The sequence below is a fragment of the Comamonas sp. CMM02 genome, from assembly GCF_014851485.1.
Taxonomy (GTDB): Bacteria; Pseudomonadota; Gammaproteobacteria; order Burkholderiales; family Burkholderiaceae_C; genus Comamonas; species Comamonas avium.
In genome coordinates this window covers 1-12919 of the sequence record NZ_JACUZW010000008.1, presented here as the reverse complement: position 1 = coordinate 12919, position 12919 = coordinate 1, and the positions used below count along the sequence as shown (strand labels likewise).

The following is a 12919-nucleotide window of genomic DNA, read 5'->3' as shown; positions in this document are numbered from 1 at the left end:
TTTGTGTACCTGACGTTGCATCGCAAGAAAAAATGCGTGGCTAACCGGGCAATCCGCTGGCTGGCAAAAAACGACTTACAGGCTTTACAGGCCTGCTTGTCGCCCCACGATGAAACTTAAAACCACTGCAGTCCTTGGAGCTTCCCCACCAGAGAATGTCTAGCGGACTCAGTGAGTGAACTATAACACTGAATGAGAATTAATCGCAAATAGTTTCTTCGCAAACAAGGTCATCGCCCGACCAACGGTTATTTACCCACATCTTCGAGCATGGCCGCCGGTGCATCGGCGCACAGCACCTGCTGGGCCCAGGGCTGCAGTTTGCGCGTATCGGCACGCAGCACTTCTTGCTTAACGCTCAATATCTGCGCCGGGTGCATGGAAAAGCTGCGCAGCCCCAGCCCCAGTAAAAGGCGCGTCATGCCCGCGTCACCGGCCATCTCTCCGCACACGCACACTTGCTTGCCCATGTCGTTGGCCGCTTCAATCACCTGCGCCACCAAACCCAGTACGGCAGGGTGCAGCGGGTCATACAAATGCGCCACAGCTTCATCGGCACGATCAATCGCCAGCGTGTACTGGATCAAATCATTGGTGCCGATCGAGACAAAATCAAAGTGCTTGAGCAGACTGCGCACCATGATGGCGGCAGCGGGAATCTCAATCATCGCGCCCAACTGCACCATGCCGTAAGCTGCGCCACGAGCATCTAGCTCGGCCTGCGCCAGTTTGACCTGGGCCACGATGCTGTGCACCTCGTGCAAGTGCGACACCATGGGAAACAGCAAGTGCACTCGGCCAAAAGCAGCAGCCCGCAAAATGGCACGCAACTGGGTGCGAAACATGGCCGGTTCTGCCAAGCTCCAGCGGATGGCCCTTAAACCCAGCGCAGGGTTGAGCGATGCATCTTTAGAGCTTTTCTTGTCCAGTGGCTTGTCTGCCCCGACATCTACAGTGCGAATGGTCACGGGCAAGCCTTGCATGCCATCTACCGCTGCCTTGTAGGCGGCAAACTGCTCTTCTTCACCGGGCAGTTTTCCCTCCCGGCCCATGAACAAAAATTCGCTGCGAAACAGGCCTACACCCACGGCGCCTGCATGCACGGCAGCGGCAGCATCGTCCGGTTGTTCAATGTTGGCCAGCAGCTCAATCTTCTGCCCGTCCAAAGTGACCGAAGGCGTATGCCGCAGCCTGGCCAGACGCTGGCGCTCCAGCACGTCTTGACGCTGGCGAAAGCGGTATTCCTCCAGCACGATCGGTGAAGGATCGACCAGCACAATGCCAGCGTTGCCGTCGATGATGATCCAGTCATCCTGGCGAATCAGCTGGCTGGCAGCGCGTGCCCCGACAACAGCCGGAATATCCATACTGCGCGCCACAATGGCCGTGTGGCTTGTCTTGCCCCCGACGGCCGTGACAAACCCGGTAAACACGCTGCGCTTAAATTGCAGCATGTCCGCAGGCGACAGGTCTTGCGCCACCAGCACCAGGGGCGCATCGGCCATGCCTTCCAGCACCGGCTGCATGCCGTCTTGTGCCACCGCTGGTGGTTGCGACACCGGGCTGGCTGCAATGCCACGCATATGCCGCAAGATGCGGTCCACCACCTGCTCCAGATCGGCTTTGCGCTCGCGCAGGTAAGGGTCTTCCATCTCATCGAACTGACGCGAGATTTGCTCCAGCTGCGTTACCAGCGCCCACTCGGCGTTGTACAGCCGCTCGGCAATCCAGTGGCGCACGCCCGAAGTCAGTATTTCGTCTTGCAGCAGCATGAGGTGCACCTCCAGCAAGGCGGCCAATTCCCCCGGCACATCCTCGGGCAAGTCGCTGACCAGGCGCTGCAGCTCATCGATCACGGCATCGCGCGCCTTGCGTGCGCGCGCCAGCTCGGTGGCCACCTGCGAGGCTTCGATGAAATAGTGGCGAACCTCTACGCGACTGGCTGCAACCACCACCGCACGGCCAATCGCTATGCCGCGTGAAACCGGCAATCCATGGATGGCAAATGTCATGCCTTTGTCCTTTTCGGCTTTGTGCCGCGCCGAATGCAAGTCTTGATGAAGGGAAAGACGGCAGACTCAAGTCTGCGCGACAGCTTTACTGGCCTTCACCAAACTTATCGTTGATGAGTGCCACCAAAGCATCTAGCGCTTCTTGCTCTTGGTCTCCGTCGGTTTCCAGCTCTACCACCGAGCCCACACCCGCAGCCAGCATCATGACGCCCATGATGCTTTTGGCGTTAATGCGCCGCTCGCCCTTGCTCATCCACACTTCACACGGAAAACTGCCTGCCAGCTTGGTCAACTTGGCAGACGCGCGTGCATGCAAACCCAATTTATTGCTGATGGTGATCTCTGTCTTGACCATGTTCTTTCCGGGAAGTCTGGTTTTGGGGCGCATTGCCGCACCCCACTTGCAGCATGCCTTGCTGGCCACCGGCCAATGCGCGAGCGGCTTGCTGCTCCAATGGTTCATGGCGATAGCACAGTGCGCGCAGCAGCATGGGCAAGTTCACCCCCACCAACAAACGCGCAGCGCTGCCTTCTACCAAACGGTGCGCCACATTGCTGGGTGTGGCCCCAAACACATCTGACAGCACCAGCGTGCGCTCAGCGCCACTTTGGGCCAGCAGCACCCGCGCAACTTGCAGCGTGGTTTCAGGGTTTTCGTTGGGAGGCACATCCAGCACACTGACATCGTCCTCACAGTCTGCAAACACGTGCAGCGCACACTCGCGCAAGGCTTCCGCCAAAGGTGCATGGGCAATTAACAGAATGTGGTTGGCAGTCGTAGTCATAGGTATCTTTTCATCGCCATTATGGCGCGCAGCACTGTATTTGCACCTGCAGCATAGGCCTGCATGGCAGTCAGCCACACACACCAGCGCTCTTTATTTCAGTGCAATGCTTTTGAAAAAAGTACCTGCCGCTTCGTGCGCGGGTTTGGGTGCATACACCACCGCATGAAAAATGCGGGCTTTGTCGCCTTCCTTGCGCGCAAACCACACGCCATGGGTGGTCACCGTCCACCCGGCGGGGCCAATGCCTTGCACCGTCGCGCGGATGGATCGTGGCAAATCCATAGCGCCTTGAGGCACAAAGGGAGCGCCACTTTTGTCGTCTTTGCCATCCACGGCCTGCAGCCGCGAGAGCACAGCGGCTTCCCAAAATGCCAGCGCGTCGTCCGCCTGCTTGCCATCTTCGAGCAGCCAGTGCGATAGCGCGAACGTGGAGTCCACCGCGTCACAGCCCATCATGTTGACAGGCACGCTGCCCATTTCCATTCCAAAATCCACCGGCGTGCGCGCAAACTGCGGATCGCAGGGAAACTTCATCTCCAAATTGGCATCTTGCAGCGACACGGGTTGCCACGTCAGTTGCGGCCCCTGTTCGCCGCAGGCGGTCAACACCACCGCAGTGGCAACAGCCATTGCGCAACGCATCAGGGTTTGGATTTTGCTCATATCTGTATTATCGGCAGTCATGCCCCAAACTGGATAGCGAACTTTCCCCGCTTATTTCACTCCATCGTTTAGAACAATGCTCGGGCTTGCCCAGCTACATTTATCTCAACTGGGCACAATAGAGGCTATGGCAATCAAACACATCGTGGCAGGCGTGGTGCTTGCAGCTTTCGCAAGCGTGGGCGGCTATGTCTTTTTGAGCGACAGCGCGCAAACCGCACCGCAGTCCAATTTTGTGCTGCTCGATGGCTCCAGCAAAAGCACCAATGACCTCAAAGGCAAGGTCACCCTGGTCAATTTCTGGGCTACCAGCTGCGTGACCTGCGTGGCAGAAATGCCCGAAATCATCGCCACCCATAACAAGTACAAAGACCAGGGTTTTGACACGCTGGCCATAGCCATGAGCTACGACCCGCCGAGCTACGTTGTGAACTTTGCCCAATCGCGCCAGCTGCCATTTAACGTGGCGCTGGACAACACAGGTGCCGTGGCCAAGGCCTGGGGCGATGTGAAGCTGACCCCCACTACCTACATCGTCAACAAACAAGGTGAAATTGTGAAGACCTATATTGGTCAGCCCAATTTTGAAGAGCTGCACAAGCTGATCGAAAAACTCCTTGCACAGGCTTAAGCAAGCCACAGTGCAATAAAAAGAGCTGCCAGCGCTGGTAGCTCTTTTTTATGCCAGTGCCTTACAGGTCCTGGCTTGGGCAACTTCCGCAATCAACGGTTGCGAAAAACGTCGTGGCAAGCCTTGCAAGTTTGCGCTGCAGGGCCGAAAGCGGCTTTCAGCTGCGCCAGATCGCCAGTCTTTGCGGCGGCGCCCAGCTTGCCGGCTTCTGCCACGAACTTGTTGGCATGGTCGTCAAACTTGGTCTTTTCTTTCCAGATTTCGGGCTTGCTCTTGCCGCCCTCGGTGCCTTCCCCAAACGCCTGCCAAGGCAAGGCGGCCAACGTTTGCAGCACCGCACCGTTTTGCTTGGCCAGATCGGCGTTGAATTCCGCGCGGCCATTGGCCATAGCACCTAGCGAGCCAAAATGCTGACTCATGACGAACAAGGCGTTTTGACGGTACTTGATGGCATCTTCTGTCTTGCCAAACTTCAACGTATCGGCAGAAGCCGAAACACCCATCAAAGCAGCCGACAAGGCCAAAGCAAGCGTAGACAAGGTTTTGTATGACACGTGGGAACTTCCTTTTTTTGTGATGAAACAGACCGACATAATCGAGCAATCCACAGGGATTGTCGTTGTGCCAGCGCAGTTGCCCAAGCCATTGACATTTTTTTGACGCTCCGCAGCAACTGCCACCCTTCACCCCGTACAGTCACCGCATGAGTATTCGCACCACCCCTCGCCTGCGCATCTGGGATCTGCCCACCCGCCTCTTTCACTGGTTGCTGGCTTTGTGCACCACCGCCTTGATTATCACCGCCCAAATCGGCGGCAACGCCATGGAGTGGCACTTGCGTCTAGGCCATGCTGTGCTGGCTTTGCTGCTATTTCGCATCATCTGGGGCTTTTCGGGTGGCTACTGGTCACGCTTTACCACTTTCATCCCCAGCCCGGCGCGCTTGGTGCGCTATCTCCAAGGCCAAGGCACACCTGCAGACAACGCTGGCCACAACCCGCTCGGGGCACTCTCGGTCATCGCCATGCTGCTCATTTTGGGCATGCAAGTGGGCACAGGGCTGGTCAGCGATGATGAAATTGCTTTTGCAGGCTCTTTGGTACGCTACGTCTCGGGTGACACCATTGCGTGGGCCAGCGTCTGGCATAAAGGCTGGGGCCAATGGCTGGTGTATGCCATCTTGGGTTTACACGTTGTCGCGCTGGTTTTTTACCGCATCGTCAAACGCAAGCCATTGGTTGCAGCCATGCTGCACGGTGACAAGCTCAATCAGCCACAAGACTTGCCTGCCAGCCGCGATGGCTGGGCCGCTGTGCTGCCCGCATTATTCTTTGCAGCAGCTTGCGCTGTGATGGCCTATTGGGTGTGGACGCGGGCCACGTTCTAACCCTATGTCCCTGCTGCCCCTGTGTGGCTACACTGTGGACTTGTTTCTTCCAACTAAAGCACCCCTGTTTTGACCGTGGACCAGCACTGTGTGGCCATAGAAACTGCCACCACCGCCCAGGAGATGACCAGCGCATCCCAGCTGTTTAGCGAATACGCAGACAGCCTGGGGCTTGATCTGGCTTTTCAAAATTTTGCGCATGAGCTTGCTCACCTTCCCGGTGACTACGCATCCCCTCGCGGTGTGATTTTGCTCGCGTACGTTGACAGCTCGCTGGCAGGTTGCTGCGCCCTGCGGCCACTGGATAGCGCTGACACAGCCAACGCTGCTGAAATGAAGCGCCTGTATGTGCGCAAAGCCTTTCGCGGTTTTGGCCTGGGCCGTCAGCTTGCCGAAGCCACACTGGATGCAGCCCGTCAAGCGGGCTATGCCAGCGTGCTGCTCGACACTCTGGATGACATGGAAGCCGCGCGCAACTTGTACACTGACCTGGGCTTTGAAAGCATTGAGCCGTACTACTACAACCCCATCCCCGGGGCGCACTACCTCAAAGCCAATATTTTCTAATGCCATGCACAGATGCCAACATCTGCGGCGGCTCACGCATGCATCCTGACTGAAAATCTCAAGGCTTTGTGCATGCTCCAATCCAGTCTGATTCCATCCAACCGCCCCGTCATTGGGCGTGACCTGGAAACGTTGCGTCTAGCTTTTGGCCTGAGTACACACGACACGATCTGGCTGCTGAACCTGTCCATCACGCGCTGGACAGACATGGTGCGCAACGCACCCGAGGAGCCAGTCAGTGATCCCTCACTGGCACTCTTGGTACGGCTTTTGGTGCAGCACCCCGAGCTAGTGCAAGCCCTGCTGCCTGCCAAGCCCCATGCCTCTGAAGTTTTTGACCTCATGCGCTCAGCATCCCCGATTGAGCTGAAACGGTTTTCTACTCACTTAGGGGCCGAAGCCTCTGCCGGCTACCGCTGGATGAGGCCGGGCGCGCAACCTTCCGCCATGGTCCAGCGCCTGATGCAGTGTCTGCGTACCGTTTTACAGGCGCAAAGCAGTGATATGCGCAGCCAAGAGCTCAACAACTGGCGCAATACCGTGGAGCAAGAAGCGCGCTCGCGCGGAGTGGCACAGGTACTGCAAACAGGGCGATGGAGACCCGAGCATGGTGCTCTCGCTGCCCCCCTACCCAAACGTGAAGGTCCGAGCGATTAGCCCAAATAAAAAGCGCTGCAACTGCAGCGCTTTCTTAATGTGCTTACGTAATACGCAAGCTTAAGCCTTGGCTTGCTCCAGCAAGGTATTGGCATCAGAGACGTCAAACTTGCCAGGGCCTTCCACATTCAAAGTGACGACTTTGCCATCTTTGATCAGCATGGAGTAACGGTTGCTGCGCAGACCCAGCCCCTTGCCATTCAAATCCAAAGTCAGACCCAGCGACTTGGCCAAAGCGGCATCACCGTCGGCAATCATGCGAACCTTGCCGGTTGCTTTTTGATCACGGCCCCAGGCGCCCATGACAAAGGCATCGTTCACGGCCACGCACCAGATTTCATCCACACCAGCAGCCTTGAAAGCGTCTGCTTGCTCGATATAGCCAGGCAGATGCTGCGCCGAGCACGTAGGAGTAAAGGCACCGGGCACTGCAAACAGCGCAATGGTCTTGCCAGCCAACGCTTGTGGCAGCTCTACGGGGTTGGGGCCAATGCTGCAGCCATTGCCTTCCACTTCCACGTATTCCATCAGCTTCACTGCGGGCAGTGTGTCTCCAACTTTGATCATGTGTGTCTTTCAATTAACGAGAAATTGCCTTGCTTGTATCCCCGCTGCAAAACGCATGGGGACAGGGCAGAAAACAAAAAAGCGACCCACATTGTGGGTCGCTTTTTAAGACTATGCAGTCAAAGCGGTTGAACGCTTAAACCAGAGCAGCCTTTTGCACCAAGCGGGTTGCAACCCAGTTCTTGGTCTTGGACAGCGGACGGCTTTCGGTGATTTCGATGGTATCGCCCATCTTGAATTCACCTTGCTCGTCGTGAGCGTGGTACTTCGAGGACTTAACCACGATCTTGCCGTACAGGGGGTGCATAACGCTACGCTCCACCATTACGGTTACTGTCTTAGCGCGCTTGTCGCTTACCACCTTGCCAACCAAGGTGCGCTTGAGGGATGTTTTAGCTTCCGTCATGTCGGCTCCTTACTTGGCGGCTTGCTTTTCAGCAAGAATGGTCTTGGCACGAGCTACGTCGCGGCGTGTAGCCTTGAGCGTGGCAGTGTTGCCAAGTTGTTGCGTGGCCTTTTGCATACGCAGACCGAAGTGAGCCTTTTGCAAGGACTTCACTTCAGCTTCCACAGCGGCCACGTCTTTTTGGCGGAGTTCAGCAGCTTTAGTCATGTGATCTCTCCTTATTCACCAATGTGACGGGCAACGAAGGTTGTGCGCAGAGGCAGCTTTGCAGCAGCCAAGCGGAACGCTTCACGGGCCAGCTCTTCAGACACACCCACGATTTCGTAGATGATCTTGCCGGGCTGGATTTCGGCAACGTAGTACTCGGGGTTACCCTTACCATTACCCATACGCACTTCAGCAGGCTTAGTGGAAATTGGCTTATCGGGGAACACACGAATCCAGATACGGCCGCCACGCTTAACGTGACGCGAAATCGCACGACGAGCGGCTTCCAGCTGGCGAGCTGTCAGACGACCACGGTCGGTAGACTTCAGACCGAAATCGCCGAAAGCAACTGCGTTGCCACGTGTAGCGATACCGGTATTGCGGCCCTTGTGTTCCTTACGGAACTTACGGCGTGCAGGTTGCAGCATGTTTATTCTCCTTTACCGTCCGCTGCTGTAGCGGGCGCGTCAGTCTTGCGAACGCGCTTAACGGAGTCAGCGCCTGCGCCGGCTGGCTTGTCGCTGCCGTCAGCGGGAGCTGCGTTACCGCCTGTGGGGCGGCGGGCACCACGACCTGCGCCGTCACGACGACCATCGCGGCGGGGGCCACGTGGACGACGCTCGTCATCAGGACGGGGAGTCTCAACTGCGGGCAGGTCGTTACGGCCCAAGGTATCACCCTTGTAAACCCAAACCTTCACGCCGATGATGCCGTAGGTGGTCTTAGCTTCGGAGAAGCCGTAGTCGATATCAGCACGCAGAGTGTGCAATGGCACGCGGCCTTCGCGGTACCACTCAGTACGGGCGATTTCGATACCGTTCAGACGACCGGACGACATGATCTTGATGCCTTGAGCACCCAGACGCATGGCGTTCTGCATCGCACGCTTCATTGCGCGACGGAACATGATGCGCTTTTCCAGCTGCTGGCAGATGGAGTCGGCGATCAGCTTGGCATCGATTTCAGGCTTGCGCACTTCTTCGATGTTCACAGCAACTGGCACACCCAGGCGAGCAGTGAGTTCCTTCTTCAAGGCCTCAATGTCTTCACCCTTCTTGCCAATCACAACACCAGGACGGGCCGAGTAGATTGTGATGCGGGCGTTCTTTGCAGGACGCTCGATCACCACGCGTGCCACAGCAGCGTTCTTCAACTTAGCCTTCAGGTACTCGCGAACCTTGATGTCTTCAGCCAGCATGCCGGCGAAGTCACGGTTGCTAGCGTACCAACGGCTAGCCCAGTTACGGCTTACAGCAAGGCGGAAGCCGGTAGGATGGATTTTCTGTCCCATATTCTTCCTTTTGGCCTCAGTTACCGACTGTCACATAAATGTGACATGTAGGCTTGCTGATGCGATTGCCGCGACCCTTGGCGCGCGCTGTGAAGCGCTTGAGCGTCGTGCCTTGTTCAACGTAGATGGTCTTGACCTTCAATTCGTCGATATCGGCGCCGTCATTGTGCTCAGCGTTGGCGATTGCGGATTCCAGAACCTTCTTGACGATCACAGCAGCTTTTTTCTGCGTGAAAGTCAAGATGTTCAGAGCTTGATCCACCTTCTTGCCGCGGATCAGATCCGCGACGAGGCGACCCTTGTCAACCGACAAGCGGACGCCACGGAGGACTGCACGTGTTTCAGACATGGTCGTTCCTTACTTCTTGGCCTTCTTGTCGGCGGGGTGACCCTTGAAGGTACGAGTCAGAGCGAATTCGCCCAACTTGTGACCTACCATTTGGTCGGTGATGTAGACAGGCACGTGCTGCTTGCCGTTGTGCACAGCGATGGTCAGACCGATGAAATCAGGCAGAACCATGGAGCGACGCGACCATGTCTTAACTGGCTTCTTGTCCTTGGTAGCGACGGCTTTTTCAACCTTAGCAACCAAGTGATGGTCAACAAACGGACCCTTTTTAAGAGAACGAGTCATTTGCTACCCCTTACTTTTTACGACGCGACACAATCATGCTTTGTGTGCGCTTGTTGTTACGGGTACGGTAGCCCTTCGTCAGGTTACCCCATGGGTCAACTGCGTGACGGCCTTCGCCTGTCTTACCTTCACCACCACCGTGCGGGTGATCGATTGGGTTCATTGCAGTACCGCGGACGGTAGGACGAATACCCATCCAACGCTTCACACCGGCCTTACCGTAACGGCGCAGGCTGTGTTCTTCGTTGGCAACTTCACCGATGGTTGCGCGGCATTCGATATGAATTTTGCGCACTTCGCCAGAACGCATACGCACTTGAGCGTAGACGCCTTCGCGAGCCAGCAATGTAGCGGACGCACCAGCGGAGCGGGCGATTTGCGCGCCGCCTGCAGGTTGCAGTTCGATACAGTGGATGGTCGAACCCACAGGGATGTTGCGGATAGGCAAGGTGTTACCCACGCGAATCGGTGCTTCAGAGCCGCTCACAATGCTGGCGCCAACGGCCAGGTTGCGAGGAGCAATGATGTAGCGACGCTCGCCGTCGGCGTAGCACACCAAAGCGATGTGCGCAGAGCGGTTAGGGTCGTACTCAATGCGCTCAACCTTGGCGGGGATGCCGTCCTTGTTGCGCTTGAAGTCAACCACACGGTAGTGGTGCTTGTGACCACCGCCCTTGTGGCGTGTTGTGATGTGACCGTTGTTGTTACGACCGGCTTTTTCCGATTGCGCTTCCAACAGAGGAGCGAAACCTGGGCCTTTGAACAGGTGGTCACGAGTTACCTTAACTGCACCACGGCGGCCGGGCGAAGTAGGTTTAAGTTTGATAACAGCCATGATTAAGCAGCCTCCCCGGACAGGTTCAGCTCTTGACCGGGCTTCAGGCGAACATAAGCCTTGCGAATGTTGTCGCGACGGCCAATGGTCTTGCCAAAGCGCTTGGTCTTGCCCTTGGTGTTCACTACAGAAACGCCAGCCACTTCAACCTTGAACATCAATTCCACAGCGGCCTTGATTTCATGCTTGGTAGCGTTTTGCAGCACTTTGAACGTCACAGCGTTGGACTGCTCGGCTGCCATGGTGGCCTTTTCGGACACGATAGGAGCGACCAGCACTTGCATCAGACGACCTTCGTCAAACTTGAGTGTGCTCATGCGAACATCTCCTTGAGTTTGTCGATAGCACCCTTAGTGATGAGTACTTTCTTGTAATGCACCAGAGAAACGGGATCTGCGTAGCGGGGTTCCACCAAGAACACGTTCTTCAGGTTGCGCGAAGCCAGATACAGGTTCTCGTCGATTTCCTCGGTGATCACCATCACCGACGATTGCAGGTTCATGGACTTGAACTTGTCAGCCAGAGCCTTGGTCTTCGGAGTGTCAACGGTCAACGATTCCACCACGGCCAGACGACCATCGCGGGCCAGCTGGGACAAGATGGAAGCCATACCAGCGCGGTACATCTTCTTGTTAATCTTTTGCGTGAAGTTTTCTTCAGGCAGATTAGGGAAGGTGCGTCCGCCTCCACGCCACAGAGGCGAGGAAGTCATACCAGCACGTGCACGGCCAGTACCCTTTTGCTTGAAAGGCTTGGCAGTGCTGTGACGAACTTGCTCACGATCCTTCTGAGCGCGTGTACCTTGACGGCCATTGGCACGGTAGGCAGTGACGATCTGATGGATCAGGTCTTCGTTGTATGCACGGTCAAACACGGTTTCAGGCGCATCGATCTTCGAAGCGGCTTGGCCTTGTTCATTCAGGAGTTCGAGCTGCATTAGTTCGCTCCTTTGGAAGCTTTAGCCTTGATAGCTGGACGCACAGACACGAATCCACCCTTGGATCCGGGAATAGCGCCCTTGATCAAGAGCAGTTGGCGTGCTTCGTCAATACGAACCACATCCAGGTTTTGTGTAGTCACGGTCTCAACGCCCATGTGACCTGTCATGCGCTTACCGGGGAACACGCGACCTGGGTCTTGTGCCATACCGATAGAGCCAGGCACGCGGTGCGAGCGGCTGTTACCGTGGGAATTACGCTGTGCGCCAAAGTTGTGACGCTTGATCGTGCCAGCGAAGCCCTTACCAATAGAAGTGCCCTGCACATCTACCTTCTGGCCAACACTGAACAGATCCAGCACGGGCAAGGCTGCGCCTGCCGCGTACTTAGCAGCGATCTCTTCGGTAACTTGGAATTCTTGGGTAACTTCACCGGCTTCCACACCCGCTTTAGCGAGGTGGCCGGCTTCAGGCTTGGTCACGCGAGAAGCCTTGCGTGTACCGAAAGTGACTTGCAAAGCCACATAGCCATCGTTCTCTTGGGTTTTAACCTGGGTCACTCGGTTGTTAGAAACATCCACCACTGTGACAGGCACTGCGTCCCCATCATCAGTGAACAGACGCATCATGCCCACCTTGCGGCCCAGCAACCCCAGGGAGTTGCTCAGACTCATTTGTTTGCTCCAAAACTTTCGCCGCTGTAACTGCAATTGGCCCAGCGTTGCACCCCATCGGATAACCGAAGTGCACGAAAGAAGGTTAATAAAACTCCGCCTAATTTGGCGAAGCTCCAAATTTTAACGCGAACTGCTTTTTCAAGCAAGTTCGCGTTAAAAGAAGACCTCACAAGGCACTGCGGACAGTGCCAGTTCGTTCTTATTGCAGTTTGATTTCGACGTCTACGCCGGCTGGCAGGTCCAGCTTCATCAGTGCGTCAACAGTCTTGTCGGTAGGATCGACAATGTCCATCAGACGTTGGTGAGTGCGGATTTCCAGCTGGTCACGCGAAGTCTTGTTCACGTGGGGCGAACGCAAGATGTCGAAGCGCTTCATGCGTGTAGGCAATGGCACAGGACCCTTAACGATCGCGCCAGTACGCTTGGCGGTATCAACGATTTCGGCTGCAGACTGGTCGATCAACTTGTAATCGAAAGCCTTCAGGCGGATACGGATTTTTTGCTTGGACATTGTTAATTCCTAGTTTGCTAAGAATTAAGCAATGATCTTGGCAACAACGCCGGCACCAACAGTACGGCCACCTTCGCGGATAGCGAAGCGCAGACCTTCTTCCATAGCGATAGGAGCAATCAGCTTCACAGTGATCGACACGTTATCGC

21 protein-coding genes and 1 pseudogene are annotated in these 12919 nt (G+C 56.2%); 4 read left to right on the top strand and 18 right to left on the bottom strand.

The window, feature by feature from the left end:
- Window positions 1-248 precede the first annotated feature (248 nt).
- From ptsP to IB213_RS17705, 4 genes are all read right to left on the bottom strand, one after another.
- Complete coding sequence (gene ptsP, locus IB213_RS17720) at window positions 249-2012, bottom strand: phosphoenolpyruvate--protein phosphotransferase (RefSeq protein WP_191722143.1); 1764 nt, start codon at window positions 2010-2012, stop codon at window positions 249-251.
- A gap of 85 nt (window positions 2013-2097) precedes the next feature.
- The gene (locus IB213_RS17715) at window positions 2098-2367 is read right to left on the bottom strand and encodes an HPr family phosphocarrier protein (protein WP_191722142.1); all 270 of its coding nucleotides are present in this window, start codon (window positions 2365-2367) and stop codon (window positions 2098-2100) included.
- The gene (locus IB213_RS17710) at window positions 2336-2797 is read right to left on the bottom strand and encodes a PTS sugar transporter subunit IIA (RefSeq protein WP_192408153.1); all 462 of its coding nucleotides are present in this window, start codon (window positions 2795-2797) and stop codon (window positions 2336-2338) included. The genes IB213_RS17715 and IB213_RS17710 overlap by 32 nt, the downstream gene beginning before the upstream one ends.
- Before the next feature lie 93 nt (window positions 2798-2890).
- Entirely contained in the window at window positions 2891-3463 is a 573-nt protein-coding gene (locus IB213_RS17705) for a hypothetical protein (RefSeq protein ID WP_192408151.1), read from the bottom strand.
- Between the two features lie 127 nt (window positions 3464-3590).
- Here IB213_RS17705 and IB213_RS17700 point away from each other — a divergent pair, with 127 nt between their 5' ends.
- On the top strand, window positions 3591-4094 hold the full coding sequence (locus IB213_RS17700) for a TlpA disulfide reductase family protein (RefSeq protein ID WP_192408150.1): 504 nt from the start codon (window positions 3591-3593) through the stop codon (window positions 4092-4094).
- A gap of 92 nt (window positions 4095-4186) precedes the next feature.
- Here the strand turns inward: IB213_RS17700 and IB213_RS17695 are convergent, their stop codons facing one another.
- Window positions 4187-4597, bottom strand: a complete 411-nt coding sequence (locus tag IB213_RS17695) for a cytochrome c (RefSeq protein WP_192408171.1) — start codon at window positions 4595-4597, stop codon at window positions 4187-4189.
- A 200-nt stretch (window positions 4598-4797) separates the two neighbouring features.
- Here IB213_RS17695 and IB213_RS17690 point away from each other — a divergent pair, with 200 nt between their 5' ends.
- From IB213_RS17690 to IB213_RS17680, 3 genes are all read left to right on the top strand, one after another.
- A complete protein-coding gene (locus IB213_RS17690; RefSeq protein ID WP_192408149.1) occupies window positions 4798-5481 on the top strand; it encodes a cytochrome b/b6 domain-containing protein in 684 nt (227 codons plus the stop codon).
- 123 nt (window positions 5482-5604) lie between these two features.
- Window positions 5605-6048 carry a GNAT family N-acetyltransferase gene (locus IB213_RS17685; RefSeq protein ID WP_192408169.1) on the top strand — a complete coding sequence of 148 codons (444 nt, stop codon included), beginning with the start codon at window positions 5605-5607 and terminating at the stop codon, window positions 6046-6048.
- A 72-nt stretch (window positions 6049-6120) separates the two neighbouring features.
- A complete protein-coding gene (locus IB213_RS17680; protein ID WP_192408148.1) occupies window positions 6121-6705 on the top strand; it encodes a hypothetical protein in 585 nt (194 codons plus the stop codon).
- A 60-nt stretch (window positions 6706-6765) separates the two neighbouring features.
- Here IB213_RS17680 and IB213_RS17675 read toward each other — a convergent pair whose 3' ends face one another.
- The 13 genes and pseudogenes from IB213_RS17675 to IB213_RS17615 all read right to left on the bottom strand — a co-directional run.
- A complete protein-coding gene (locus tag IB213_RS17675) occupies window positions 6766-7272 on the bottom strand; it encodes a peroxiredoxin (protein WP_191722136.1) in 507 nt (168 codons plus the stop codon).
- A 136-nt stretch (window positions 7273-7408) separates the two neighbouring features.
- Entirely contained in the window at window positions 7409-7678 is a 270-nt protein-coding gene (gene rpsQ, locus IB213_RS17670; protein WP_191722135.1) for a 30S ribosomal protein S17, read from the bottom strand.
- Window positions 7679-7687: 9 nt separating this feature from the next.
- A complete protein-coding gene (gene rpmC, locus IB213_RS17665; RefSeq protein WP_191722134.1) occupies window positions 7688-7885 on the bottom strand; it encodes a 50S ribosomal protein L29 in 198 nt (65 codons plus the stop codon).
- An 11-nt stretch (window positions 7886-7896) separates the two neighbouring features.
- A complete protein-coding gene (gene rplP, locus IB213_RS17660) occupies window positions 7897-8313 on the bottom strand; it encodes a 50S ribosomal protein L16 (RefSeq protein ID WP_191722133.1) in 417 nt (138 codons plus the stop codon).
- A 2-nt stretch (window positions 8314-8315) separates the two neighbouring features.
- Complete coding sequence (gene rpsC, locus IB213_RS17655; RefSeq protein WP_191722132.1) at window positions 8316-9176, bottom strand: 30S ribosomal protein S3; 861 nt, start codon at window positions 9174-9176, stop codon at window positions 8316-8318.
- Window positions 9177-9192: 16 nt separating this feature from the next.
- Complete coding sequence (rplV, locus tag IB213_RS17650) at window positions 9193-9525, bottom strand: 50S ribosomal protein L22 (protein WP_042418925.1); 333 nt, start codon at window positions 9523-9525, stop codon at window positions 9193-9195.
- Between the two features lie 9 nt (window positions 9526-9534).
- Complete coding sequence (rpsS, locus tag IB213_RS17645) at window positions 9535-9810, bottom strand: 30S ribosomal protein S19 (RefSeq protein ID WP_174862195.1); 276 nt, start codon at window positions 9808-9810, stop codon at window positions 9535-9537.
- A 10-nt stretch (window positions 9811-9820) separates the two neighbouring features.
- Window positions 9821-10645: a 50S ribosomal protein L2 gene (gene rplB, locus IB213_RS17640; RefSeq protein ID WP_191722131.1), complete on the bottom strand. Its 825-nt coding sequence runs from the start codon at window positions 10643-10645 to the stop codon at window positions 9821-9823.
- Window positions 10646-10647: 2 nt separating this feature from the next.
- Window positions 10648-10962 carry a 50S ribosomal protein L23 gene (gene rplW / locus IB213_RS17635; RefSeq protein ID WP_191722130.1) on the bottom strand — a complete coding sequence of 105 codons (315 nt, stop codon included), beginning with the start codon at window positions 10960-10962 and terminating at the stop codon, window positions 10648-10650.
- On the bottom strand, window positions 10959-11582 hold the full coding sequence (rplD, locus tag IB213_RS17630) for a 50S ribosomal protein L4 (protein WP_191722129.1): 624 nt from the start codon (window positions 11580-11582) through the stop codon (window positions 10959-10961). Before rplD ends, rplW begins: the two co-directional genes overlap by 4 nt.
- A complete protein-coding gene (gene rplC, locus IB213_RS17625; RefSeq protein ID WP_191722128.1) occupies window positions 11582-12256 on the bottom strand; it encodes a 50S ribosomal protein L3 in 675 nt (224 codons plus the stop codon). Before rplC ends, rplD begins: the two co-directional genes overlap by 1 nt.
- A 202-nt stretch (window positions 12257-12458) precedes the next feature.
- The gene (gene rpsJ / locus IB213_RS17620) at window positions 12459-12770 is read right to left on the bottom strand and encodes a 30S ribosomal protein S10 (protein ID WP_005796953.1); all 312 of its coding nucleotides are present in this window, start codon (window positions 12768-12770) and stop codon (window positions 12459-12461) included.
- Window positions 12771-12794: 24 nt separating this feature from the next.
- A pseudogene (locus tag IB213_RS17615) lies at window positions 12795-12919 on the bottom strand (elongation factor Tu); the annotation flags it as partial.

What these genes read in the sequence shown, in the direction of transcription:
- ptsP (WP_191722143.1), bottom strand. Translation starts at nt 2,012, where the DNA reads ATGACATTTGCCATCCATGGATTGCCGGTTTCACGCGGCATAGCGATT.
- IB213_RS17715 (WP_191722142.1), bottom strand. Translation starts at nt 2,367, where the DNA reads ATGGTCAAGACAGAGATCACCATCAGCAATAAATTGGGTTTGCATGCA.
- IB213_RS17710 (WP_192408153.1), bottom strand. Translation starts at nt 2,797, where the DNA reads ATGACTACGACTGCCAACCACATTCTGTTAATTGCCCATGCACCTTTG.
- IB213_RS17705 (WP_192408151.1), bottom strand. Translation starts at nt 3,463, where the DNA reads ATGAGCAAAATCCAAACCCTGATGCGTTGCGCAATGGCTGTTGCCACT.
- IB213_RS17700 (WP_192408150.1), top strand. Translation starts at nt 3,591, where the DNA reads ATGGCAATCAAACACATCGTGGCAGGCGTGGTGCTTGCAGCTTTCGCA.
- IB213_RS17695 (WP_192408171.1), bottom strand. Translation starts at nt 4,597, where the DNA reads ATGGGTGTTTCGGCTTCTGCCGATACGTTGAAGTTTGGCAAGACAGAA.
- IB213_RS17690 (WP_192408149.1), top strand. Translation starts at nt 4,798, where the DNA reads ATGAGTATTCGCACCACCCCTCGCCTGCGCATCTGGGATCTGCCCACC.
- IB213_RS17685 (WP_192408169.1), top strand. Translation starts at nt 5,605, where the DNA reads ATGACCAGCGCATCCCAGCTGTTTAGCGAATACGCAGACAGCCTGGGG.
- IB213_RS17680 (WP_192408148.1), top strand. Translation starts at nt 6,121, where the DNA reads ATGCTCCAATCCAGTCTGATTCCATCCAACCGCCCCGTCATTGGGCGT.
- IB213_RS17675 (WP_191722136.1), bottom strand. Translation starts at nt 7,272, where the DNA reads ATGATCAAAGTTGGAGACACACTGCCCGCAGTGAAGCTGATGGAATAC.
- rpsQ (WP_191722135.1), bottom strand. Translation starts at nt 7,678, where the DNA reads ATGACGGAAGCTAAAACATCCCTCAAGCGCACCTTGGTTGGCAAGGTG.
- rpmC (WP_191722134.1), bottom strand. Translation starts at nt 7,885, where the DNA reads ATGACTAAAGCTGCTGAACTCCGCCAAAAAGACGTGGCCGCTGTGGAA.
- rplP (WP_191722133.1), bottom strand. Translation starts at nt 8,313, where the DNA reads ATGCTGCAACCTGCACGCCGTAAGTTCCGTAAGGAACACAAGGGCCGC.
- rpsC (WP_191722132.1), bottom strand. Translation starts at nt 9,176, where the DNA reads ATGGGACAGAAAATCCATCCTACCGGCTTCCGCCTTGCTGTAAGCCGT.
- rplV (WP_042418925.1), bottom strand. Translation starts at nt 9,525, where the DNA reads ATGTCTGAAACACGTGCAGTCCTCCGTGGCGTCCGCTTGTCGGTTGAC.
- rpsS (WP_174862195.1), bottom strand. Translation starts at nt 9,810, where the DNA reads ATGACTCGTTCTCTTAAAAAGGGTCCGTTTGTTGACCATCACTTGGTT.
- rplB (WP_191722131.1), bottom strand. Translation starts at nt 10,645, where the DNA reads ATGGCTGTTATCAAACTTAAACCTACTTCGCCCGGCCGCCGTGGTGCA.
- rplW (WP_191722130.1), bottom strand. Translation starts at nt 10,962, where the DNA reads ATGAGCACACTCAAGTTTGACGAAGGTCGTCTGATGCAAGTGCTGGTC.
- rplD (WP_191722129.1), bottom strand. Translation starts at nt 11,582, where the DNA reads ATGCAGCTCGAACTCCTGAATGAACAAGGCCAAGCCGCTTCGAAGATC.
- rplC (WP_191722128.1), bottom strand. Translation starts at nt 12,256, where the DNA reads ATGAGTCTGAGCAACTCCCTGGGGTTGCTGGGCCGCAAGGTGGGCATG.
- rpsJ (WP_005796953.1), bottom strand. Translation starts at nt 12,770, where the DNA reads ATGTCCAAGCAAAAAATCCGTATCCGCCTGAAGGCTTTCGATTACAAG.